Below are 21723 nucleotides of genomic sequence, written 5' to 3'. Positions count from 1 at the left end.
GGCAAGGCCGCCTGCCGTCACGCGCCGGCCAGGTGCACGCGAGGAATTAGTGCTTTATCGAAGCGTGAAAGCGACTCGGGTGTGAGGGCTTCGACGGCGGCGAGGCAGCGCTCGGACTCGGCTACGAAGCGCTCGACATCGACACCCAGGCAGCGCGGCTGGAACGGCTGCAGCAGACGCAGTCCCTTCGCCATCATGCGAGCGGCGCCGTAGAGGTTGCCGCGCTGCAGGTGCAGCAGCCCTACGCCGACCTGCAAGATGCCCTGGTACAGATAGCGGATCGGGTCCGTCTCCGCGATCCAGGCGTCCTCCAGCGTCTCGTGCTGCTCAAAGAATTCGCCGCGGTTGAACTGCGCGAAGCCCTCCAGCACGAGCGCTGGCGGCGCCTCCGCGCAGCGGGGCGAGGGGAGGCCGCGGCCGATCTTTGGAATGGCCGGGCGCGGGCGCGCGCCGTGACCGCGCCGCGTGGTTCGCTCTTTGCCGGTCTGGCCGTCGCCTGCCATCGCCTCACTCTTGGTGGACCCAATCGGGTGACACGGGGCCGGTTGTGCGTGGAGAGCTTCGCGCGAAAGCGGTCTGACGCTCAAGCTTCCTGCGGCAGGGCGTCGGCGCCGGCATCCCACTCGACCTTGAAGCCGGCAAGCAAGCTCGCCGCCAGCTCGCCGCTCAGCCGGCGCGGATAGGCGGGATCGGCGGGCGTGCCCATGTTGCCGGGGAACTGCGCCGTGTCCAGCTCCAGCGCGCTCGATTCGCCGTACGGATCCTGGCTGACGACGACGCGCTGGCCGCGCATGCCCTCGTAGAAGAGGCGCGGCACGATCGTGGCGTCGGGCGCCTGGGCAAGGATGCGGCAGGCGAGCGAGACCATCGTGTCGATGCGCCGCGCCACGTCCTCGACCGTGCCGACGGTGTTGCCCGCCGGGCGACGCCGCACCTCGCCCACGGCCACGCAGCCGGCGCGGGTGATGCGCAGGTAGCCGAAGACCTCTTTCTCGCCGCGCAGATCGACCTCGCCCGGCCGTGTCTTCATCAGCTCCGGCGTCAGCTTCCAGCCGGCGCAGAAGGGGTCGCTCTCGCTGATCAGCTCGTCCGCGTGCTCGCGCGCCCAGAGATACGGCTCCGCCGTGGCGCGCTGCATGCAGGCGACGACGCCCACGCCGTAGAAGGCGTAGTGCGCCTGCAACAGCTTTTCGATCATCGCGTCGATCTGGCGCTCGGCGCGTTCGCGCTCGTTGCGCCCGCGCTGGTAGAGCGCGTCCAGCTCGGCGCGGGAGCGCACGGAGCGCACGCCCGCGGCGGTGGAGAGCAGCACGGCGCCGTCGGGCACCAGCAGGTGCGGCGGCGAGGGGCTCTGGCGCACGGAGACGAGGCTCAGCTCGGCGCCGGCGGGCGAGACGGTGCGCTCGCTGGTGAGCAGGTGCTCGACCGGCGGATCGACGCGGCCCAGTGCGGCGGCGAGCGCTTCGGCCGCTGCCTCGCCGGAGATGCCGGGCACGGCGCCCGGCGCGCCGCTCTCCGCGTTGATCTCGCAGCCGAGCGCAACGTAGCCGCCGGTGGCGTTGGCCAGCGCCACGATCAGCGGCGCCAGCGCTTCCGCCCCGTCCAGCAGCGCCGCGAAGCGGGCGCGATCGTAGCGGCCGCCGACGCGGCGCAGCAGCGGCGCCGGCAACAGCGCGGCCAGCGGATTCGCATCCGCCGGGGATCTCCTCGCGGGATCGGGCGCGGCGCTCGTCATCTCCCCTCCGTGGAGTAGGGTACAGGTGACAGGGTACAGGGAACAGGGGGCGAGGAAATAGGAACGGGGAAGCAGAATATAGGAGCGGCGGACCGCCACTATTTCCTAGTTCCTTCATCCTTTTTCCTCGCACTCAGTTCATGCGTTCGCGCTCTTCGGCGTCGCGCTCGCGCTCCAGCTCGCGGCGCTCGCGGTCCTCATCACTTTCCTCGCCCGGGCCGGCGCTTGCGGGCGGACGCGCCTGCAGCCTCGTGCCCAGCATGGCGTACCAGTCGCCGCCCAGGTAGTGCAGCGGCTTCTCGTCCTCGTCCGCCAGCGTCCACAGCTCGTTGTAGGCTTCCTCATCGGCCGAAACGGCGACGACGCGGCCGACGAACAGCGTGTGGTCGCCGATGCGCAGCGCGTCCTCCACGCCGCACTCGATGTAGGCGACGCAGCCCTCCAGCAGCTTCGCCCCCACCTTGCGGGCATGGAAGGTCGGCAGCTTCGACAGCTCCAGTTTGTCCAGGTCGCGGCCGCTGGTGGTGCCGAAGTACTGGCAGTGGTTCAGCAGCCGGCGGCCGGGGATGTTCAGCGCGAACTCTTCGGAGAAGCGGATCATGTCGTGCGTGTGGCGCGAGGGATGCACGGCCACGCCGATGAAGGGCGGGTCGGCGCTGAGCGGCATGCTCCAGGCCGCGGGCATCACGTCCTCGCTGTTGCGCCAGGTGGTGGTCACCAGCACCAGCGGGCCGCAGACCAGCAGGCGGCGGGCGTCGTGCTCGGAGAGGTTGCGTCGCATGAGGGCCCCTTTGAGGGTGGAGGGTGAAGGGCGCGGGGCGAAGGGCCGGCCTTCCGCCCGAACCGGCGTGCCGCGCTGCTGCCATCAGCGTACATGGTTATCCTCAGGATTCGCAGCGAGCGAAGCACAATCTGTTCAGGCGTCTTTCCTGCACGCGTCGCTCCTGCTCCGGCGCTCGCCGTGCTTCGCTTCTGTATAGGACGGATCCTCCGGCAGCTCCAGGCGCGGGTTGACCTGCGCCTGCTCCGCGCGTGAGTCGGTGAGCGAGCACGCTGCCGGCCGCGATCAAGCGCGCCAATGCTTCCCATTCAGATTTGGTCAATGTGATTGGTCAATGTGAAATGTGACAGGATAGCTCTGCTGCATCCGGGCAGCGTGTGCGCCGATCGCCGTTCGGTCACATCACGAGGAATCGAACGCAAGCCGATCTCAGGTTCGCGACAACGTCGAGCGCGTTCCAACGCGACGTTCGCCGCCGCGCGCTGGCGCGTTGATCCGGCGATCGGCCCTCTCACGGTTTCCTCATCCGTCGATGCTTAGGGTGAGTACGATAGGCGAGGGCCGGCGTGTGTGTGCCGGCGCGGTGAGGTGCGCATGGCCGGCCAGCCCTGCATCCTCGTGGTGGACGACGACGCCCGCATCGTCGCCTCGCTGCGGCGCGCCCTGATCTACGAGGGCTACCGGGTGGAGACGGCGGGCGACGGTCCGGCCGCCCTCGCCTGTACCCGTGAGCGGCTGCCGGACCTGGTCGTGCTCGACGTAATGCTGCCTGGCATCGACGGCATGGAGGTCTGCCGCCGCCTGCGCGACGACGGCGACATCCCGATCCTGATGCTTACCGCCCGCGACGCCACGGCCGACCGCGTGCGCGGCCTCGACAGCGGCGCCGACGACTACCTGGCCAAGCCCTTCGCCTACGAGGAGTTTTTGGCCCGGGTGCGGGCCCTGCTGCGCCGCCGTGCGCCGCAGACGAACGCGGTCCTGCGCTACGCCGATCTCTCGCTGGACGCCGATGCGCACCAGGTTCACCGCGGCGAACGGGCCGTCGCGTTCACCGCGCAGGAGTTCGAGCTGCTGCGCCTCTTCCTGCGCCATCCGCGCCAGGTGCTGACGCGCGATCAGATCCTGGAAGCCGCCTGGGGTTACGAATCCGAGGCCGTGAGCAACGTCGTCGATGTCTACGTCGGCTACCTGCGGCAGAAGCTGGAAGCCGGCGGCGAGCCGCGCCTGCTGCATACCGTGCGCGGCGTGGGCTACGTGCTGCGGGAAGGCGCGGGATGACGATCCGGCTGCGCATCGCCCTGTTCGCGGCGGGCGTGGTCTTGGTCGCGGTGGCGCTGTTCGGCCTGCTGCTCTATGCCCTCGCCGCCTACGGCGCCCGCGCCGGCCAGGACCAGGCGCTCTCGCTGCGCGGCCAGCAGGTCGTCACCTTTCTCAGCTTCGCTCCAGCCCAGGAGCTGGCCGCGGCGCGCAGCGGCCCGCCGCTCGACCTGGCGACAAGCGAGGACACCTTCACCGAGGTGCTCTCGCCGGACGGCTCCGTGCTCTACAGCAACGGGCAGCTCGGCGGCGCCACGCCGGCCGTACCGCAGGACGCCCTCACCGCGGCCGCGGCCAGGGGCTTCGCCTTCGCCAGCGTTACTCCGGGGCGGGGCGTGACCCTGCGCCTCTACGTGCAGCACTACACGCGGCCCGGCGGGCTGGCCGGCGGTTACGCCGTGGCCGGCCAATCGATGCGCCTGCGCAACAGGCAGTTGCGCAGCCTGCGCGGCCTGCTGCTGATCTCGGCGCTGGTCACGTTGCTCGCCGCCCTCGCCGCTTGCTGGCTCCTGGCACGCCGAGCGCTCAAGCCGATCGACAGGCTGGCGAACGCAGCCGATGCGATTGGCGCAACCGCTGATCTCTCGCGTCGCCTGCCGCCGCGCCGCACGCGGGACGAGGTCGGCCGGCTCACGGCAAGCTTTGATCGCATGCTGGCGCGGCTGGAAGCGGGGCAGGACCGGCTGAAGGACGCCTACGCGAAGCTGGCGCAGGCGCTGGAGGCGCAGAAGCGCTTTGTGGCCGACGCCTCGCACGAGCTGCGCACGCCGCTGACCACGATCCGCAACAACGTCGCCTTCCTGCGGCAACATCCGCAGGGCGACCCGGCCGACCGCGCCGCCGCGCTCGACGACATCGCCGCCGAGGGCGAGCGCATGAGCAGGCTGGTGCAGGACCTGCTGACGCTTGCCCGCGCCGACGCCGGCTACCACCTGGAGCTGACGCCGATCGATCTCGCGCCGCTCGCCCGAGACGTTTGCCGCCAGGCGCAGCGGCAGCAGCCCGCGCGCACGATTGCGCTTGCTGCCGAACCGCTGCCGGCCAGCGCGAACGCCGACGCGATCACGCAGCTCCTCTGGATCTTCATCGACAACGCGATCAAGCACACACCGGAGGGCGGACGCATCTCCGTGCGGTTGGCGCGGTGCGGCGATCGTGCGGTGCTGGCCGTCGCCGACGAGGGGCCGGGCATTCCGCAGGGCGAGCTGCCGCGCATCTTCGAGCGCTTCGTGCAGGCCGACCCGGCGCGGAGCACGGGCGGCGCCGGCCTCGGCCTCGCCATCGCCCGCTGGATCGCCGCGGAGCACGGCGGCACGGTCTCGGCGTGCAACAACCCCGGCGCAGGCGTCACCTTCACCGCCGAGCTGCCCGCGGCGGCAGGCGATGCCGTCCCATCTCTCCAGGGCTCCGCACCGGCCTGATGCCGCGCGGCGCCGACCGTCGCGCCTCGCTCGATCTCTCATCAGCCTCTCACGAATCGCTTAGGCAACGCTCACGAGCCTGCCCGACAGTGAAGACGCAAGCATCGCGACTTACCAGTAACGATGCCGCAGCGAGCGAGGCCGATGAACGAGCAGACGCCACGCCAACCAACCGCCGATGCGAGCCGAGCGACACTCAGTTTCGTGCTGCTGCTGATGCAGGCCGCGATCGGCCTACTGGAGACGCTTGTGACGCTCGCGTTTGCCGGCGCGACGCCCATCGGAGCCGCGGTAGGGCTGGCGTCGGCGGCGATCGTCACGCTGCTGGTCGTCATTGCGGCCGGCGTGGTGCGCGGCTGGCGCTGGGCGAGGATCGCGGCCACGGTCTTCGAGGGGCTGCTGCTGCTCGGCGCGGCGCTGCGCTTGCTGCTGCGGCACGGCACCAGCAACGGCCTCGTTTGGCTGCTGGCCGACGTGGCGTTGCCGATCGCCTTGATTGACCTGCTCTGGATTCGCTATGCGCCCGAGCCGAAGCTGCAAGTGGGTTCCGCCGTCGAGAGCACGGACACCGCCGCGCGGCGACGGAACGGCGCTGCACAACCGGCGCCACCGGCGTAGGAGCGTCGCAGGATGGTTGCGGCGCCGGCTCGCTGGCAGCGGCCGGCACGGGAGGCAACGAGATGGACGGTTCAAGCGGCAGCGGCTTGCTCTGGAACGTGGCGCCCGAGCACATGCCCGCCCTGGTCTGGCCGCTCTTCCTGCCCCTGGTGATCTGGCTGTTCCTGACGCTCGTCCGCCGAGCCGCGGCCGGCGGCAATCGCCTCTCGCTGCGCTTCGTGCGCGGCTATGAGGCGTCGTCCGACGCGACGCGGGTGGCGGCGGTGCTGCTGCTGCTGACGGCGATGATCCACCTCTCCATCGTGCCCACGCACGCGCAGGACGACCCGCAGCTGGCGAAGCTCTTCGCGATCAACGGCCTGCTCTTCATCGCCGCGGCGCTCGCGGCCTTCACCTGGCGCTGGTGGCGGCCGGCCGCCGCACTGCTGCTGGCGCTGACCATCCTCGCGTACATCTCCTACATCGCGCAGGGCAAGGAGGATGCGGACCAGGTCGGCCTTGCCACCAAGATGATCGAGGTGCTCGCGCTCGGCCTGATAATCGCACCGACGACAGCAACCGTCCGCTCCTGGGTGCGCAAGCTGCGCTGGACGGCCGCCGGGGTCGCCGTAATGCTGCTGACGTTGCTGACCGGCGTCACCGTCTGGGCAGCGCAGAACCGTGAGGCAAACGCGGCCTCGGCAATGGCTGCCAGCGCCAGCCAGCCGGCGCACCGGCCCGATGCGCACGACGAACTCCTCGCGGCGAACGCTCTGAGCATGCCCGGCATGGCTGGCGGCGGTACGCAGGCGGGAGATCACCTGGCGGGACAGCATATCGCCGTTGCCGCGGGACACGACCATGCCGGGCACGACGATCATGGCGGCGTGACTGGTATGCCCGGCACGGGCGGCGTGCCCAACAGCATGATGCACCGCGACGAGCCGGGAATGGTGATGCAGCCGGCGCCCGACACCCCGCCCACGCCGGAGCAGGTCGCCGCCGCGAACCAGCTCGCCGCCAATACCGCGGCCGGCATTGCCCGGTACCGGGATCTCGCCGCGGCCACCGCCGACGGCTATCGCGCCACCACCAACCCGCTCGGCCCCACGGTGCACTATCTCAACCCGAAGTACATGCACGACGGCAAGATCCTCGATCCCCAGGCGCCGGAGGTGCTGGTCTACGCCAACACCCGCTCCGGGCCGCTGCTGCTCGGCGCCATGTATGTGATGCCGAAGCCCGGCGAGTACGGCCCCGATCCCGGCGGCTCAATCACACGCTGGCACATGCACGACAACGTCTGCTTCACGGCCACCGGCTTCGTGGTGGGCGTGCTCTCGCCCTTCGGCACCTGCCCGGCGGGCTCGTTCAACGCGCCCACGGCCTACATGATGCACGTGTGGACCGCCGGCAACCCGGCCGGCCCCTTCGGCGACCTGGACCGCGCCTGGCTGGCCGGGTTGATCGCGCAGTAGCATCGGTGCGAGGACCGGTTCATGCCGCGCTTGCCGAACCCTCGTCTGCTCGTGCCGGCCAGCGTCGTCGCTGCCTCACTGCTGCTGGGAATCGCCTGCGGCCCCGCGACGAACCACGGTGCGGCTGGTCCCGCCACGCCTGCCAAAGCGGCTGCCGCAACGCCGATAGACGGCGCACCTGACACCGGCGTGTCGTCTCCGAGCGCCGTCGCGACCGTGGCCGAAGGGTTGCCGGCCGCCGTCGTGGCTGGATCGCAGCCCCGCGCCGGTGGTCGCACGGCCGGGCAGGAAGATTGCAACGAGGCGAGCTATGACTCGAGCGGCAGCCCGGTTGGGGCCTATCTTTGCCTGCCCGACGGCGCGGGGCCGTGGCCGGCAGTCGTCGTGCTGCACGGCGCCGAAGGGCCGCGGCTGAATCCGGGCTACCGGCTGATCGCGCAGGGGCTGGCGCAAAACGGCTTCGCCGCGCTGCAAATCGATTACTTCTCACAGACGCCCGGCGACGGGGCGTTCGGCAATCCCCCGGCCGCCGACTACCTGCAGGACGCGCCGACCTGGCTGCGGGAGATCGCCGACGGTATCAGCTATCTCCAGGGGCTGCCGCGGGTCGATCCGCAGCGCATCGGCGTCAACGGCTACTCGCTGGGCGCCTTCATGGCGCTCGACGCGGCGATGCTGGACCCGCGGATCAAGGCCGTGGTCGAGTTCTACGGCGGTGTTGTGCCCGGCTTTACCACGAACCTGGACCAGATGCCGCCGGTGCTGATGCTGCATGGCGATGCCGACGCGCTGGTGCCGGTGAGCGACGCCTACACCCTCAAAGACCTGCTCTCGTCGCACGGCAGGCCGTACGAGATCACGATCTACGCGGGTGCGCCGCACGGCTTCAACTTTATCCCCGGCCCCGCGCAGCAGGCGGCGCGCGACGACGCCTACGCGCGCATGGACGCCTTCTTCACCAGGTGGCTGCGTGCGCCGGACGGTGGCCCTTAAGTAAATAGCTCGCCCGCCGCTACGCGCCGCCCTGGACACCGGCCCGCGACTCCTGCTCGCGCAGCCACTGATCGCGCACGCCAAGCCCGTCGTAGGCGGCGTACTTGTAGGAGTCGGCGAGGCTGGGATAGTTGTAGACCGCATCGATGAAGGCGTCGATCGTGCCGTTATCGGCCATCACATGCGCGCCAATGTGCACCAGCTCGGAGGCCAGCTCGCCGATATGGTGGGCGCCGAGCAGCCGCTTGTCCTCCGGCGAGAAGACGAGCTTGAGCATGCCCGCCGTATCGCCGATGATCTGGCCGCGCGGGCTCTTATCGTAGTAGGAGCGGCCCACCAGGTAGGGGACGCCTTTCGCCCGGCACTCCTCTTCGGAGAGGCCAACGGTAGACACTTCGGGAATGCTGTAGACGGCCATCGGGCAGACGGCGGAGACGTGCTCGGTGGCGGGCAGACCGAAGGCATGCGTGATGGCGGCACGGCCCTGCTCCATCGAGACGGAGGCGAGCGCGGGAAAGCCCAGCACGTCGCCCGCTGCATAGATGTGCGGCGCGCCGGTGCGGAAGCATTCGTCTACCACCACATGGCCGTCCGCGTTCAACGCCACGCCGGCGTGCTCGAGTCCGAGTCCGGCAACGTTGCCGCGACGGCCGGCCGCGTACAGCACGATTTCGCTGTGAAGCGTGTCGCCGCCGGTGAGCGTCAACTCGACGGAGTCACGCCGCGTCTGTACGCCGGCCACGCGCTCGTTGAAGACGAAGCGCAGGCCGATCGACTCCAGGTGCGCCTGCAGGCGGTCGCGAATCTCGCAGTCTAAGAAGGAGAGCAGTTGCGGGCTGGAAACGATCTGCGTGACGTCCAGGCCGAGTGCGGTGAACAGCGCCGCATACTCGCAGCCGATGATGCCGCCGCCCACCACGGCGACCGACTTCGGCAGCCGCTTCATGCGCAGGATCGTGTCCGAGTCGAAGACCAGATCTTCGTCGAAGGGCACGTGCTGCGGGTGATTCGGCACCGAGCCGGTGGCGATCAGGAAGGCGTCGGCGCTGAGTTCCAGCCGGCCGCCGTCGTTCCGATCAACGCGCAGCCGGTCGGGCGCGACGAAAGCGGCCTCGCCCCAGATCAGGTCGATGCCGTGGCGCTTGAGGTTGCGCTCGATCAGCGCCCACTCGGTCTCGACCACGGCGCGCTCGCGGTGCATGAACTCCACCACGGTGACGCCCTCGCGCAGCGAGTAGTCGATACCGTAGAGACCGCGCTGGCGCAGGCCGGAGAAGTAGAGCGCCGTCTCGCGCAGCGTCTTCGAGGGGATCGTGCCGGTGTTGACGGTGGCGCCGCCGAGGTGCGGCCCGCGCTCGACGATCGCCACCTTCTTGCCGAAGTACGCCGCCCGCGCCGCGCCCTTCTCGCCTGCCGGGCCCGAGCCGATCACCACCAGGTCGTAGTGAGAGGTCATGCCGGCCACGATCCTGTGCGGGCTATTTGCAGATGGCTTCAAAACCGCCTCGGGTTACCGCTTGCAGGTGCGCAGTGTCGCTTGACCGCCGATTTTGAAACCATGTCCTATGGTTCCGCGCTGCACGCGGGCGCCCCGACGCCTGCAGGCTGCAGCGTATCACAGCGGCGCCGCGCGGCTGGTGAACCACGGCCCCTTTGCTGCCTCTCCGGGCGGGATGGCATGGGCGTGTATAATCTTCTTGCTTCTCCGCAACAACTCGGTCAGATCGAGTGCTGAAAGCGCCGGCCGTGCTCGCCGCTAGAACCCAGCCTCCTCGCCCTGCCGCGGATACGCTCCCACGCTCGCGGCTGCTGAACGCGCTTCAGCGCCACGCCGGCCGCAAGCTGCAACTCGTCGTGGCGCCGGCCGGTTTCGGCAAGACGACGCTGCTGGCCGATTTCGCCCGCGGCGCCGCGCATCCCGTCGCCTGGGCCGCGCTGGATGCCGGCGACCGTGACCTCGCCGTCTGCATCGAGACCCTGGCCGAGGCGCTGCGTCTCCACTGCCCCACGTTCGGTGAGCGGCTGCTCGCCACTCTGCGTGGCTCAAGCGACGTGGAGCAACGCGCCCTGCCCCTGGCTCGTCTGTTCGCCCTGGACGTGGCCGAACACATGGACGGCTTCGCGGTGCTGGTGCTCGACGATTACCACGAGGTGAACGAGAGTCCGCCGATCGCGCAGTTCATGGACGAGCTGCTGCGCCTCTTGCCCGAGAACCTGCGCTTGATCCTCGCCAGCCGCGCCTTGCCGTCGCTGACCGTCTCCCGGTTGATCGTGGAACAGCAGCTTTTCGGGCTGGGCGAGGCGGATCTACGTTTCACCGCCGCGGAACTGCTGACGCTGTTGCGCCGCCGCGGCGTCCAAATCGCGCCCGAGCAGGCGCGCGAGCTGGCCGAGGGCGCCGAGGGCTGGGTGGCGGGCTTTCTGCTCTCCGTGCCGCGGCTGTGGGAAGGGCTGGTGGGCGGCCTGATCGCGGCCCGCGGCGGCGATGGCCCGCTCTACGACTACCTGGCGGCCGAGGCGTTCGACCGCCAGCCGGCGGAGGTGCAGCGCTTCCTGCTCGCCACGGCGATTCCCGAATGCGTGGATGCCGGCCTCTGCGGAGCGTTGCTCGGCGCCGGCAACTGGGTGGCGATGCTCGATCGCGTCGAGTTCGCCGGCCTGTTTGTGCAGCGGCTGGCGAGCAGCCCCTCGGACTTTCGCTACCATCGACTCTTTCGCGTCTTCCTGCAAACGCGCCTGCGGCGCACGCGGCCGGCCGAGTTCGCGCGGTTGCACGGCGTGGCGGCGCGGCTGCTGGCGGCGCGCGAGGAGTGGCCGGCGGCGTTGCAGCACTTCCTGAGCGCGGGCGAGCCGCTGGAGGCGGCCGCGCTGGTGGCGCGCATCTTCCCGCGCCTGGAACAGAGCGGACGCTGGCGGGCGCTGGCGGAGGTGGTCGCGGCGCTCCCGGCCGAGGCCGCCGCCGCTCAACCCGGCGTGAACCTTGCCGGCGCCCGGGCGGCGCTGTTGATCGGGGATCTCGCCCAGGCCGAGCGGTTCGCGCTGGCGGCGATCGCCGCGGCTGTCGGCGGCGACGCCCCGCTCGAAGCCAGGGGCTTGGCGGCGCTGGGCAGCGTGCGGCGGCAGCAGGGGCGCACGCGCGAGGCGCTCCAGGCGCTGAGCCGCGCCCGCGAGCTGGCGCCCGAGGATGCGGCGTTGGTCGCCGCCGTGCGTCGTGACCACGGTAAATGCCTCGGTGTGCAGGGCGATTTCGCCGCGGCCGCGGTTGAACTGAGCGCCGCGCTCGAGTACTTCGATCGCGCGGGTGACGAGCACGAGGCGGCGCGCGCCGAGTTTGGTCTGGGCGTTGCGCTGACCAAAGCCGGACAACTGGCGCGCGCCATCGCCGCCTACGAGTCTTGCCTGGCCCGCTGGCGGCGCCTCGGCGATCTGGCCATGCAGGCGGAGATGCTCAACGCGCTCGGCTGCGCCTACGGCTACCGCGGCGACTATGCCCGCGCCCGCGACACGTTGACCGAAGGGCTGCGGCTGGCACGCGATGGCGGCAACGATTCGATCGAGGGGCTGACCCAGCACTCGCTGGGCGAGATCCTGCTGCAGACGGGCGACCTGGCCGGCGCCCGCGCGGCCTTCGAGCGCGGCCTGGCGACGATGCAGGACCTGGGCTCACTGTGGGCCGTGACCGCGATCTACGACTCGCTAGCGCTTACCGCCGCCTTCGCCGGCGACTTAACGCGGGCGGAGGAGCACGCTCACCACGCCCTCGGCCTCGCCCGACGGCAGGAGTCGCGCTATCTTGAGGCGCTCTGCTCGCTGACGCTGGGCGCGATCGAGAGCCGGATGGGGCGGCCACAGGCCCTGACGACGTTGCTTGCCGCGGCCGACGCCTTCGCCGCGATGGGCGCCCCGCGCGAGCATACCCGCGCCCATCTGTGGCTGATGCAGGCGCAGTATGCGGCGGGCGCGGAGCGGGCAGCCAATCGTCACCTGCGTGCGGCGCTGCGCGGGGCGGGCGAGCTGGGCGGCGACGCGGTCCTCGATCTGCACGCGCGCTGGGATGCTGCGCCGCTGCTGGCGGCGGCCGCGAGCGGCATTGAGCCGGCGCGGATCGAGGCGGTGCTGGCCCGCACGGGTCAGAAGCTGCCGCCGGGCAGCAGCGCGCCGGCGGTGCGTTTGCCCGCGCTGGCAGTGCGCGCCCTCGGCCCGGGCACGCTGCTGATCGACGGCGAGCGCCCGGTGGACTTCGTCTCGTACAAGGCGCGGGAGCTGTACTTCTACCTGCTGCACGGCGGGCCGCGGCGCCAGGAGCAAATCCTCGACGCGCTCTGGCCCGATGCGCCGATCGACCGCGCGCGGACGAACCTGCATACGGCTGCCTACCGGCTGCGCAAGGCGATTCACCACGACGCAATCGTGCTCTCGTCGGGCATTTACCGGGTGAACGAAGAGCTGATCGTCTCCTACGACGTGCGCGAGTTTGAGCGGCTGCTGCACGAGGCCGCGAGCGCGAGCGGCGACCAGGCCGTCGCGCTGCTCGACGGCGCCGTCGCCCGCTATACGGGCAAGTTTCTGGAGCAGCTTGAAGCGGAGTGGTGCGCGGAGCCGCGCACGCGTCTGGAACAGCGCTATCTGCTGGCGCTCGACCGGCTGTCGGATGCGCACGCCGCCGCCGGCGAACCGAGCGAATGCATCGCGGCAGCCGAGCGCCTGCTGGCACGCGATCCCCTGCGCGAAGCCGCGTATGCCCGCGTCATCCGCGCCAGCCTGCGCCTTGGCGACCGCGCCGCCGCACGGCGTTGCTACGAGCGCTGCGCGGCGGTGCTGCGCGACGAGCTCGGCATCCTGCCCGGCGCCGAGCTGCAGGCGCTGGCAACGCAATTGCGCGCCTGACCCTGCCGCAGATTCACGACCGTGGAACGGCGGTCACAGATCACGGTCAGGAATCGCCCCGTCTGTCACTTTTTTGTCAGCGGCGGACGTTAGCCTTTCCTCAGCACGGCCGGCACTGTGCCGGCCGCCCGATGAGGAACCGCTGTGCTCGAACGCGTACAACCACGCACCCTCCTCCGCGACAGCCCGACGTTTGGCGAGCCGCTGACCTGTCCGGTCTGCAGCGCGGCGTTGCGGCTCGACTCCTGGTGGATCTCCCCGCACTGGCTCTGCGCTTCCGGCCACAGTTATTCGAACCTCAACGTGCTGGCCGCCGAGCTGCGCGAGCAGCGCCTGTCCGCGTTTGTAAGAAGCAAGGAAGCTTCGAATCCTGTCGAGTAGGGGCGCTCGCGAGAGCGTGTTGCGTGGATGCAACGCCGCCGAGCAGCAGCGAGGAGTCCCGATGTCTCGCCGCGCCTCAGCGGCCGCCGGCCACCGCCGCCCGCCGCGGTCACCGCCACGAGCGCTCGCTCCGCACGCCTGTTCCCGCCACCATCGCCTGAAGCCCGTTCGATCGTGTCTGCACGTCCGCACATGGAACCCGGAGAAAGGGCTGCCGCTCGTGGCGGCGGCCGAGGAAAGGATCTCGCCGAGATGACTTATCTGCGCACGCACCTGCACCTGCTGCTTGCCCTGGCCGCCGGGCCGCTGGCGCTGTTCCTGGCCAGCCCGCATGCCAAGGCCCTGGCCGACGGCATCGAGTCCTGGGGGCATTAAGCGGCCGATCACGCGAAGGAGGGCCGGTCATGGCCATGCAAACCTTGCAAACGATTCTCTGCCGCGCCGCGCTGGACGGCGCCTTTCTCGGCGTGTTGCTGGAGGCGCCGCGCCTTGCGGTGCAGCAGTACGACCTGAGTGGCGCTGAACTGGGCGTGCTCACCGGTTCGGGCGCCAACTCGCTCACCGACCTGGCGCTGGCCGTGGAGGCGTGGCGCCGCGGTGCGCCGGCGATGTCGCCCGAGTTGGCGGCGATCGCCTGATCCCCCGTCCGTGCCTTCGCCACGGCGGACCTCGACCATTCAAATTCGCACTCGGGAAGGTTCTGATGTCGTATCTGCGCACGCACCTGCACCTGCTGCTTGCCCTGGCCGCCGGGCCGCTGGCGCTGTTCCTGGCCAGCCCGCATGCCAAGGCCCTGGCCGACGGCATCGAGTCCTGGGGCCACTAAACACCGCGCATCACCGGCGCTTGCGCCGCTGCGCGGTGCGCGACCATGTCGGTGTCGGCCGGCGCGACGGTGCTTTCGGCGCCGCCCATCGTAGCCGTGGCGCGGGCCGGACGCAGCGGACGATCGCCCTTGACTGCTTGCGTCGCCGGTTCGCGCCGGAGTCCGGGAGGGTCGCGGGCGGATGTCCGGGCCGCGGCCGCGACCCGCCGGCGGCGAGCACGCTCGATCGACAGCGAAGCGGTCTGACGGTACGATGGGCGCCGAGCGAGCGCCGGCAAGCCCGGCGCCGCCGATCGCGCGTGCAGAGGTGTGCCGGTGACCGAGGTGGCGCTGTTGGACCGGGCGTTCGCGGCGATCACCGCCCGCATGGTGGCCACGGGCCAGGCGCCCCATTACGCGGAGCTGGCCGCCGAGCTTGGCCTCGACGTGGAAGCGGGGCGGCAAACCCTGCGCGACCTGATCGAGACCGGCATTCCCGCCTGGCTTCATCCCGGCACCGACTACATCGTCTCCTTTCCGCCGTTTCACAACCTGCCGACGCAGTACCGGGTTACCGTCGAGGGTGAGCAGCGCTGGTTTGCGCAGTGCGGCTTCGAGGCGCTGGCCGTGCGCTGGCTCTTTCCCGGCAAACGCGTGCAGATCGACGCGCCGTGCCTCGACTGCGGCGAGCCGCTGCGCGTCCTGATGCGCGACGAGTTGATCGCCGTGGCCGACCCGGAGACGATCGTCGGCTACTCGCGCAGCCAGGTCGGAGGCGCGGCCGAGACGCGGGCGTGGCGTTGAGCGGGCATGAACCTCTTCCGGTCGGAAGAGCACGCGCGACGCTGGGCGGAGTTCGATCCCGCATTCGCCGAGTTACTGCAGCCGCTTGATCACTGGGCCGAGCGCTTCAGCGCGCCCCTGTTTCGCAATCGCGGCCGCGCGGACTACATTACCTGGCTGCTCAGCGAGCGAGCCGGTCGGCGCCCGACCCCCTGACCTCCAGCCAGGCCGAAACCAGAGCGCAACCTGCGGTGCCGCCATCGGCTTTACCGTTTCGTTACCAGACCCGCCGACCACCCGACAGAAAACTGTAATTTGGCCGCAACCCTGATGGATTGACATAGTTCCGAAACGGCTCGATGATGAATTCAATACGTTACTGAACAGTTAAGCCGCAGATCGGCCGTGCCACACCCGGGCGCCGGGACCCGGTCAGGGTGGCGCTCCCGCCGCGATCGGTGCGAGCTACGGAGATGGGGCGATGAGGTTAGTCCGGGAGTATATTTTGAGCTGGTACGCCGAAATGCGATAACATTCCGGACTCGCGGGCGTTCAATCTCTTGCAGAAGACCGAAACCGCGCCGGTTTCGCCGTCTCGGGCTGGCTACAACCCGGCATTGGCGCTGTACGCTTCGTTGAATGGCGATTCTGGTCGATATATAGCATTTAGGAGATATGTAGGTGATGTTTTCTGGCCAAGCCCCCGCCCTCACCACAAAAGCTGCCACGGCAAACGAACAGCACATGGCTGCGGATCTGCGCACCCTAGAGAGCCGAATCCGCAGCCGCAAGGCCGTGGTCGGCGTAGTCGGCCAGGGTTACGTCGGTTTTCCGCTGGCGCAGCGCATCGCACAAAGCGGTTACAAGACCTACGGCTTCGACCTCAACGGCGACACCGTGGTGCGTTGCGAGCAGGAGAATAAGTCTGGCCGCTATCGCGCGGTGATGACGGTGCTGGCGCTGCGCCCCTGTGATGTGCTGGTCGTGGCCGTGCCGACGCCTACGCGCTTCACCGGCGCCGCCTACGAGCCCGACCTGGCGATGGTGATCTCTGCGGTACGCTCGCTCGTCAACCACGTGTTGGACGAAACCCGGCCGCGCCTGGTCCTGCTGGAGAGCACCTACGCCCCCGGCACCACACGTAACGTCGTAGCGCCAATCATCGCCGAACGGCACGCCCTGGGCGAGACGGTGCTGCTCGGCTACTCGCCCGAGCGGATCGACCCGGGCAACACCCGCTTCCACCTCGAAAACACACCGAAGATTACCAGCGGCATGGACGTCACCGCGGCCGAGCTGGCGCAGCTCTTCTACGCCAGCTTCGTCGAGCACGCGGTGCCTGCCACCTCCATGGAGGCGGCGGAGGCGACCAAGATCCTCGAAAACACCTTCCGCTTCATCAACATTACCTTCGCCCAGGAGTTCGACGCCTACTGCGAGCGGGCAGGGATCAGCGCCCACGAGGTGGTGAGCCTGGCCGCGACCAAGCCGTTCGGCTTCATGCCCTTCTACGCGGGGCCTGGCATCGGCGGGCACTGCATCGCCGAGGACCCGTACTTCCTCTACCAGGCGATGCTGGACAGCGGCAGCGAGGCGGGCATGCTGGCGGCGGGTCTGCGCAACCACGAGCAGCGCGCGGGCGTGATCGTCGAGCGCATCGCCCGTGCCATTGGCCGCCCGCTGGCGGGCGCCCACATCCTGCTGCTGGGCGTGAGCTACAAGCCGAACATCGGCGACGCGCGGCGATCGCCCGCGATGCCGATCCTACAACTGCTCGAAGCCGCCGGCGCCATCGTGGACTATCACGACCCGCACGTGGCGCGGTTTGCCGACCGCGCCTCGACCGACCTCGCCAGCGCCAGCCCCGAGCGCTACGACCTGGCGGTGCTGCTCACCGAGCACCGCGGCGTCGACTACGCCGCGCTTGAGGCCGCGGGTTGGAGGCTGTGGAACGCCCATGGCCGCACCATGCCGCACGCCGCCCAGGCTGCCGAGGCTCGCTCGCACCGGCTGAGCGAGTTCGTGCGCCGCTCCAGGGGGCTGCGCCTGGCGGAGGATCGGTCATGACGGTCCTCGTCACCGGCGCCGGCGGCTTCCTCGGCCGCAACCTCGTGCACAACCTGCTGGACGATGGCTTCGCCGTGGCCGGCGTGGACAACTTCATCACCAGCGACCGGCGGGATATGGTCTCGCTGGCTGGCCGGCCGGGATTCGCGTTCGCCGAGCTGGACATCACCAGGCCGGAGTTTGGCGCCTTTGCCGGCAAGCTTGGCCAGATCGAGGCGGTCTATCATCTCGCCTGCCCGACGGGCGTGCCCAACACGGGCCCGCTTGCCTACGAGATGATGACCACCTGCTATGAGGGCAGCAAAGCGGCGCTGGAGATCGCCCGGGCGCACGGCGCCCCCGCTCTGCTCACCTCTACCGCCGAGGTGTACGGCAATCCGCTGGTAGTTCCGCAGAGCGAAACGTACAGCGGCAACGTCGACCCGCTGGGCGCCCGCAAGGGCTACGAGGAGGGCAAGCGCGCGGCCGAGGCGCTGTTCGCCATCTATCACGAGCGCTATGGCGTTGCGGCGAAGATCGTGCGCGTCTTCAACACCTACGGCCCGGGCATGTGCCTCGACGATACGCGCGTGATTCCGGCGTTCCTCAAGGCCGCGCTCAGCGGGCAGGCGCTGACCATGCACGGCGCCGGCGGCCAGACGCGTTGCTACACCTACGCCGGCGACATGGTGAACGGCATCCGCCTGGCGATGGCGAAGGGCGCGCCGGCGCGGGCCTACAACCTGGGATCGCAACAGCCGGTGACGGTGCGCGATCTGGCCGGGCTGGTTCTGCGGCTCACCGGCTCGCTCAGCTCAATTATCTCGATCGACCGGCCGAGCCACGATCACGATTCGCGCCTGCCCGACACAACGCGGGCGCACACCGAGCTGGGCTGGAGCCGCGGCGTCGAACTGGAGGACGGACTGCGGGCATCGATCGCCGACTTTCGGCGGCGGATGGGGCTCGGCGAGGAGCATGCGACCGGCAGGGAGACGGCGGTTCGCGTGGCGTGATCAGGCGGCGCGCGGTTGCGCCGGCGCATCCCGTGTTCACTGATTTGGTGCAGGACGCTTCATGCTGTACACGGTTGGCTTCGTGATTCTGGCATGCATCGCGGCGGGCGGCTTCGGCTGGCTGGCCGAGCGGCGCCGGCGCGCCGACCTGGCGCCGTCGCGGCTGGCGGGAGCCGTCGAACTGTCGGGGCATGTCGGGCGCGCCCGCGGTCTGCGCCGCTGGTTCGGCCGGCAACCCGCCCTGGTGATACCCCCGGGCGTTTGCGCGGCCGTCATCCCGGCGCATAACGAGGAGGCCGTGATCGCCGCGACGCTGCGTTCCGTGGTGCAGGTCTGGCAACGGGAGGACGTGTTCGTCTTCTGCGACAACTGCTCGGATCGCACGGCGGAAATCGCTCGTCGGTATCTGCCCGAGGCCAACGTGCTGGTGGGCGAACGGCAGTTCGGCAAGTCGCGTGGGCTGGAGCACGTGCTCTCGAACCACGTGTTTCCCCGCGAGTACGTGTACGTCTCGGTCATTGACGCCGACACCACCGTCGATCCGGCGTTCCTGCAGAACACGCTGCAGGTGCTGCGCTATACGGACATCGCCTGCGCCGTCGGCCAGGTGCGCTCGCGCTGGCATGCGAACAACCTGATCTCCGTGTATCGCACCTACGTCTACACCTTGTGGCAGCTCATCTACAAGCGGCTCCAGAGCTACACCAACTCGGTTACGATCGCGTCGGGCTGCAGCACGACGTGGAAGACGCGGGTGCTCAAACAGCTCACGTTCGATCACCGCATGTCTACCGAGGACTTCAGCCTGACCATGCAGGTGCACCGTCAGCGGTTGGGCAAGATCAAGTACGTGCCTTCAGCCGTGGTTGCCACCCAGGATCCGTTCACGATCGATTCCTATCAACGGCAGATGTACCGCTGGGATCGCGCCTGGTGGGAGTCGGTTCGCAGATACCAGGTGGGGCTGCGCTGGTTCCACATGCGCAACGGGCTGCCCACGGGCGTGAGCGTCCTCGATATCTCCACCGTCTTGCTGACGCTTGATATCGCGGTTTACATGCTGACCGTCCTCGCGCTGCCGGTGCTGCTCATTCACCCCGTGCAACTGCACGTCTGGTTCTTCGACGTGCAGAGCCGGTCGGCGGTGCTGCATCTGTTCGCCTGGCAGTACGGCAGTGTGCTGTTGACGGCGCTTGTCGTCAGCTTTGTCACGCGCAGGCCGCGCGTCCTTTACTACAGTCCACTGTTCCTGTTCTTGCTGTACGTGGACATCATCGTGACCTTCCGGGCGGTGGGCAGCACGGTCCGGAGCCAATATCAGCAGCTCAAGACGGCTGCCGGCAATACGGACGCTTCCATTTGGACGAGCCCCGAGAGAAGGCAGGAGGTTTAGCCATGACGACCCCCGTAACCGAAGGCGCGGCCACTGCGGTGGCGGGCGCGTCCGCGGCCACGACGGTCGCGGCCGCGGCCGGCGCGCCGGCCGCGGTGCAACTGCCGAACACCGGCACCGGGCACGGCGCTCCCAACACCAGCATCACCTTTATGCTGGTCGCCGGCGCGATTTCGGCCCTGGCCGGCGCGGCGATGTTCCTGCTGGGCCATCGCCGCGAGCTCGAAGACGACGGTCTGGGCTAGCCGGACGGCGACGGCGGGCGGTGCAGCGCCCGGCCAAGCGGCTGGTGATGATGCGCGTCTGGTGAGCGTGCCGCTGCATGCGCGGCGCGACGGCTCTGTTGTTGCCGGCAAACGCCCATGAAACGGGCGTGGATCTGCGACGTAACACGGCAGGCAAGTCCGGCCGGCGGCAGGCGAACTGCCGCCGGCCGGACTTGCCTGCTGCTCCGGAACGGCAGAGCGTGGCCGCATGCCGGCGCTCCAGCCGTTGCGCCGCGCTCAAGCGGCCGGCTGCGCCTGGACCACCACCCAGCCGTTGCCGTCGGGGTCGTCGAAGGTGGCGAAGGTCCCCCAGGACGCCTCCTCGATCGGCCCGTTCCAGCGCAGGCCGCGCCCCGCGCATTCCTCGTACGTCTTGCGGATGTCCTCCGCCGCCAGCACGATCCCCTTGAGCGAGCCGGGCGGCATGGTCTCAAACCAGGTCACGAGCGTGATCGAGGCGCCGCCGCCCGCCGGCGCGAGCTGCACCCAGCGCAGGCCGTCGGCCATGGTCATGTCGGCCCGCGGCTGGAAGCCGAGCACCTCCGTGTAAAACGCCCTGGCGCGGTCCTGGTCGCCGACGGGCACCGAGACAACATCGAGATACGTTCCGGCCATCGCGCCTCTCCCTGCGGACTGATCCGCGGCACGCTTTGCCTCCGCTGGCGTGGCGGTTCCCTCCATGATGCGGACACATCTCCCTCTCCCTCAAGCGCCGGCGCGTCATAACGAGGCGCTATACTCGGCGCAGCGCGGCGCCGCCGCGCGGGAGGGTGTCATGCCGGCAGCGCGCGTGAACGGCATCGATCTATACTACGAGGAGGCGGGCGCGGGCACACCGCTGGTCTTCAGCCACGAGTTCGCCGGCAGCGTCGAAAGCTGGGAGCCACAGCTCGACTTCTTCGCGCGCCGCTACCGCTGCATCGCCTACAACCACCGCGGCTATCCGCCGTCGACGGTTCCGGACGATCCCGCGGCGTACTCCGAAGAGCAACTGGTGGACGACCTGCGCGGGCTGCTGGACGCGCTCGAGATCCAGCGTGCGCATATCTGCGGACTCTCCATGGGCGGCGCCGTGGCGCTCAAGTTCGCGATCGCGCACCCCGATCGCTGCCTCGGCGTGGTTGTCGCCGGCGCGGGCGGCGGCTCCGGCAATCGCGAGCAGTGGCAGCGCGACGCGCTCACCACGATCCGCACCTTTGAAGAGCAGGGGACGGCGGCCGTCGCCGAGTTCTACACACGCGGACCGGCGCGCGTCCAGTATTTGCGCAAGGACCCGCGCGGCTGGCAGCGCTTCTACGACCTGTTCCGCGGGCACTCGGCGCGGGGCTCGGCGCTGACAATGCGCGGCGTGCAGCTGAAGCGCCGCACCGTGTTCGAGGTCGAAGACGAGCTGGCGCGCATCCAGCCGTCCGTCTGCATCATGGTGGGCGACGAAGACGAAACCTGCCTCGAGCCGGCGCTGCTGATGAAACGCCGCATCCCCAACGCGGGGCTGTGGATCCTGCCGAAATCGGGCCATGCGATCAACCTGGAGGAGCCCGGCCTCTTCAACGACGCGCTGCTGGCGTTCCTCACCGCCGTCGAGCAGGGGCGTTGGCTGCCGCGCGCTGAGGTCAGCACCTCGCTGCTGCCCGCCGGCGTTGCCGCCGAGCGAGGGTGAGCCTCTCGCGGCGGCGAGCTCCGCCCACTGCTCCGGTGGCCACGCAGACGAGCGTTGAACGAGCGCGGATTCCCGCCCGAATCGTCGCTGCCACGTTGTATCGCGGCGGAACGGTCGAGTTCTGCCGGCACGCTGCCGCCGATGCCGTGCGGTCGTCGCGA

General features: G+C 69.6%; 22 protein-coding genes. 17 read left to right on the top strand and 5 right to left on the bottom strand.

Features of this window, described 5'->3' with window-relative positions; all coding sequences use genetic code 11:
* Window positions 1-17: 17 nt before the first annotated feature.
* The 3 genes from VKV26_19645 to VKV26_19635 form a co-directional block, all read right to left on the bottom strand.
* Window positions 18-503: a DUF309 domain-containing protein gene (locus tag VKV26_19645; GenBank protein ID HLZ72126.1), complete on the bottom strand. Its 486-nt coding sequence runs from the start codon at window positions 501-503 to the stop codon at window positions 18-20.
* Between the two features lie 80 nt (window positions 504-583).
* Complete coding sequence (locus VKV26_19640) at window positions 584-1735, bottom strand: hypothetical protein (protein ID HLZ72125.1); 1152 nt, start codon at window positions 1733-1735, stop codon at window positions 584-586.
* A 133-nt stretch (window positions 1736-1868) separates the two neighbouring features.
* Complete coding sequence (locus VKV26_19635; protein HLZ72124.1) at window positions 1869-2516, bottom strand: flavin reductase family protein; 648 nt, start codon at window positions 2514-2516, stop codon at window positions 1869-1871.
* Window positions 2517-3110: 594 nt separating this feature from the next.
* On the opposite strand from VKV26_19635, the gene VKV26_19630 reads away from it, so the two are divergent.
* The 5 genes from VKV26_19630 (at window position 3111) to VKV26_19610 (ending at window position 8325) form a co-directional block, all read left to right on the top strand.
* Entirely contained in the window at window positions 3111-3797 is a 687-nt protein-coding gene (locus VKV26_19630; GenBank protein ID HLZ72123.1) for a response regulator transcription factor, read from the top strand.
* Window positions 3794-5257, top strand: a complete 1464-nt coding sequence (locus tag VKV26_19625) for a HAMP domain-containing sensor histidine kinase (GenBank protein ID HLZ72122.1) — start codon at window positions 3794-3796, stop codon at window positions 5255-5257. Before VKV26_19630 ends, VKV26_19625 begins: the two co-directional genes overlap by 4 nt.
* A 144-nt stretch (window positions 5258-5401) precedes the next feature.
* Entirely contained in the window at window positions 5402-5875 is a 474-nt protein-coding gene (locus tag VKV26_19620) for a hypothetical protein (protein HLZ72121.1), read from the top strand.
* A gap of 62 nt (window positions 5876-5937) precedes the next feature.
* On the top strand, window positions 5938-7332 hold the full coding sequence (locus VKV26_19615; GenBank protein ID HLZ72120.1) for a hypothetical protein: 1395 nt from the start codon (window positions 5938-5940) through the stop codon (window positions 7330-7332).
* A 21-nt stretch (window positions 7333-7353) separates the two neighbouring features.
* A complete protein-coding gene (locus VKV26_19610; GenBank protein HLZ72119.1) occupies window positions 7354-8325 on the top strand; it encodes a dienelactone hydrolase family protein in 972 nt (323 codons plus the stop codon).
* Between the two features lie 19 nt (window positions 8326-8344).
* Here VKV26_19610 and sthA read toward each other — a convergent pair whose 3' ends face one another.
* The gene (gene sthA / locus VKV26_19605) at window positions 8345-9781 is read right to left on the bottom strand and encodes a Si-specific NAD(P)(+) transhydrogenase (GenBank protein ID HLZ72118.1); all 1437 of its coding nucleotides are present in this window, start codon (window positions 9779-9781) and stop codon (window positions 8345-8347) included.
* Window positions 9782-10071: 290 nt separating this feature from the next.
* Between sthA and VKV26_19600 the strand changes: the two genes are divergently transcribed.
* From VKV26_19600 to VKV26_19550, 11 genes are all read left to right on the top strand, one after another.
* Window positions 10072-13212 (top strand): BTAD domain-containing putative transcriptional regulator, encoded by a 3141-nt coding sequence (locus VKV26_19600; GenBank protein HLZ72117.1) that lies wholly within the window; start codon window positions 10072-10074, stop codon window positions 13210-13212.
* 144 nt (window positions 13213-13356) lie between these two features.
* Window positions 13357-13593: a hypothetical protein gene (locus tag VKV26_19595; GenBank protein HLZ72116.1), complete on the top strand. Its 237-nt coding sequence runs from the start codon at window positions 13357-13359 to the stop codon at window positions 13591-13593.
* Window positions 13594-13845: 252 nt separating this feature from the next.
* Entirely contained in the window at window positions 13846-13968 is a 123-nt protein-coding gene (locus VKV26_19590; GenBank protein ID HLZ72115.1) for a hypothetical protein, read from the top strand.
* A 29-nt stretch (window positions 13969-13997) separates the two neighbouring features.
* Window positions 13998-14231, top strand: coding sequence for a hypothetical protein (locus VKV26_19585; protein ID HLZ72114.1), 234 nt, complete (start codon window positions 13998-14000; stop codon window positions 14229-14231).
* Window positions 14232-14296: 65 nt separating this feature from the next.
* Window positions 14297-14419 (top strand): hypothetical protein, encoded by a 123-nt coding sequence (locus VKV26_19580; GenBank protein ID HLZ72113.1) that lies wholly within the window; start codon window positions 14297-14299, stop codon window positions 14417-14419.
* 315 nt (window positions 14420-14734) lie between these two features.
* Entirely contained in the window at window positions 14735-15202 is a 468-nt protein-coding gene (merB, locus tag VKV26_19575; GenBank protein HLZ72112.1) for an organomercurial lyase, read from the top strand.
* A gap of 6 nt (window positions 15203-15208) precedes the next feature.
* Window positions 15209-15397, top strand: a complete 189-nt coding sequence (locus VKV26_19570; protein HLZ72111.1) for a hypothetical protein — start codon at window positions 15209-15211, stop codon at window positions 15395-15397.
* A 528-nt stretch (window positions 15398-15925) separates the two neighbouring features.
* Entirely contained in the window at window positions 15926-17248 is a 1323-nt protein-coding gene (locus VKV26_19565) for a nucleotide sugar dehydrogenase (GenBank protein ID HLZ72110.1), read from the top strand.
* Window positions 17245-18243, top strand: coding sequence for an NAD-dependent epimerase/dehydratase family protein (locus VKV26_19560; protein ID HLZ72109.1), 999 nt, complete (start codon window positions 17245-17247; stop codon window positions 18241-18243). The genes VKV26_19565 and VKV26_19560 overlap by 4 nt, the downstream gene beginning before the upstream one ends.
* Before the next feature lie 61 nt (window positions 18244-18304).
* Window positions 18305-19636 carry a glycosyltransferase family 2 protein gene (locus VKV26_19555; GenBank protein HLZ72108.1) on the top strand — a complete coding sequence of 444 codons (1332 nt, stop codon included), beginning with the start codon at window positions 18305-18307 and terminating at the stop codon, window positions 19634-19636.
* 2 nt (window positions 19637-19638) lie between these two features.
* Window positions 19639-19881, top strand: a complete 243-nt coding sequence (locus tag VKV26_19550; protein HLZ72107.1) for a hypothetical protein — start codon at window positions 19639-19641, stop codon at window positions 19879-19881.
* A 258-nt stretch (window positions 19882-20139) separates the two neighbouring features.
* On the opposite strand, the gene VKV26_19545 is transcribed toward VKV26_19550, so the two are convergent.
* The gene (locus VKV26_19545; protein HLZ72106.1) at window positions 20140-20517 is read right to left on the bottom strand and encodes a VOC family protein; all 378 of its coding nucleotides are present in this window, start codon (window positions 20515-20517) and stop codon (window positions 20140-20142) included.
* Window positions 20518-20677: 160 nt separating this feature from the next.
* On the opposite strand from VKV26_19545, the gene VKV26_19540 reads away from it, so the two are divergent.
* Entirely contained in the window at window positions 20678-21562 is an 885-nt protein-coding gene (locus tag VKV26_19540; protein HLZ72105.1) for an alpha/beta fold hydrolase, read from the top strand.
* Window positions 21563-21723 lie beyond the last annotated feature (161 nt).

The sequence above is a fragment of the Dehalococcoidia bacterium genome (assembly GCA_035310145.1).
Lineage (GTDB): Bacteria > Chloroflexota > Dehalococcoidia > CAUJGQ01 > CAUJGQ01 > CALFMN01.
The sequence above is the reverse complement of the archived record's forward strand: the minus strand, read 5'-3'. Positions and strand labels throughout refer to the sequence as shown.

Coding starts and splice junctions, on each gene's coding strand:
- VKV26_19645 (HLZ72126.1), bottom strand. CDS start 503: ATGGCAGGCGACGGCCAGACCGGCAAAGAGCGAACCACGCGGCGCGGT.
- VKV26_19640 (HLZ72125.1), bottom strand. CDS start 1,735: ATGACGAGCGCCGCGCCCGATCCCGCGAGGAGATCCCCGGCGGATGCG.
- VKV26_19635 (HLZ72124.1), bottom strand. CDS start 2,516: ATGCGACGCAACCTCTCCGAGCACGACGCCCGCCGCCTGCTGGTCTGC.
- VKV26_19630 (HLZ72123.1), top strand. CDS start 3,111: ATGGCCGGCCAGCCCTGCATCCTCGTGGTGGACGACGACGCCCGCATC.
- VKV26_19625 (HLZ72122.1), top strand. CDS start 3,794: ATGACGATCCGGCTGCGCATCGCCCTGTTCGCGGCGGGCGTGGTCTTG.
- VKV26_19620 (HLZ72121.1), top strand. CDS start 5,402: ATGAACGAGCAGACGCCACGCCAACCAACCGCCGATGCGAGCCGAGCG.
- VKV26_19615 (HLZ72120.1), top strand. CDS start 5,938: ATGGACGGTTCAAGCGGCAGCGGCTTGCTCTGGAACGTGGCGCCCGAG.
- VKV26_19610 (HLZ72119.1), top strand. CDS start 7,354: ATGCCGCGCTTGCCGAACCCTCGTCTGCTCGTGCCGGCCAGCGTCGTC.
- sthA (HLZ72118.1), bottom strand. CDS start 9,781: ATGACCTCTCACTACGACCTGGTGGTGATCGGCTCGGGCCCGGCAGGC.
- VKV26_19590 (HLZ72115.1), top strand. CDS start 13,846: ATGACTTATCTGCGCACGCACCTGCACCTGCTGCTTGCCCTGGCCGCC.
- VKV26_19585 (HLZ72114.1), top strand. CDS start 13,998: ATGGCCATGCAAACCTTGCAAACGATTCTCTGCCGCGCCGCGCTGGAC.
- VKV26_19580 (HLZ72113.1), top strand. CDS start 14,297: ATGTCGTATCTGCGCACGCACCTGCACCTGCTGCTTGCCCTGGCCGCC.
- VKV26_19570 (HLZ72111.1), top strand. CDS start 15,209: ATGAACCTCTTCCGGTCGGAAGAGCACGCGCGACGCTGGGCGGAGTTC.
- VKV26_19565 (HLZ72110.1), top strand. CDS start 15,926: ATGGCTGCGGATCTGCGCACCCTAGAGAGCCGAATCCGCAGCCGCAAG.
- VKV26_19560 (HLZ72109.1), top strand. CDS start 17,245: ATGACGGTCCTCGTCACCGGCGCCGGCGGCTTCCTCGGCCGCAACCTC.
- VKV26_19555 (HLZ72108.1), top strand. CDS start 18,305: ATGCTGTACACGGTTGGCTTCGTGATTCTGGCATGCATCGCGGCGGGC.
- VKV26_19550 (HLZ72107.1), top strand. CDS start 19,639: ATGACGACCCCCGTAACCGAAGGCGCGGCCACTGCGGTGGCGGGCGCG.
- VKV26_19545 (HLZ72106.1), bottom strand. CDS start 20,517: ATGGCCGGAACGTATCTCGATGTTGTCTCGGTGCCCGTCGGCGACCAG.
- VKV26_19540 (HLZ72105.1), top strand. CDS start 20,678: ATGCCGGCAGCGCGCGTGAACGGCATCGATCTATACTACGAGGAGGCG.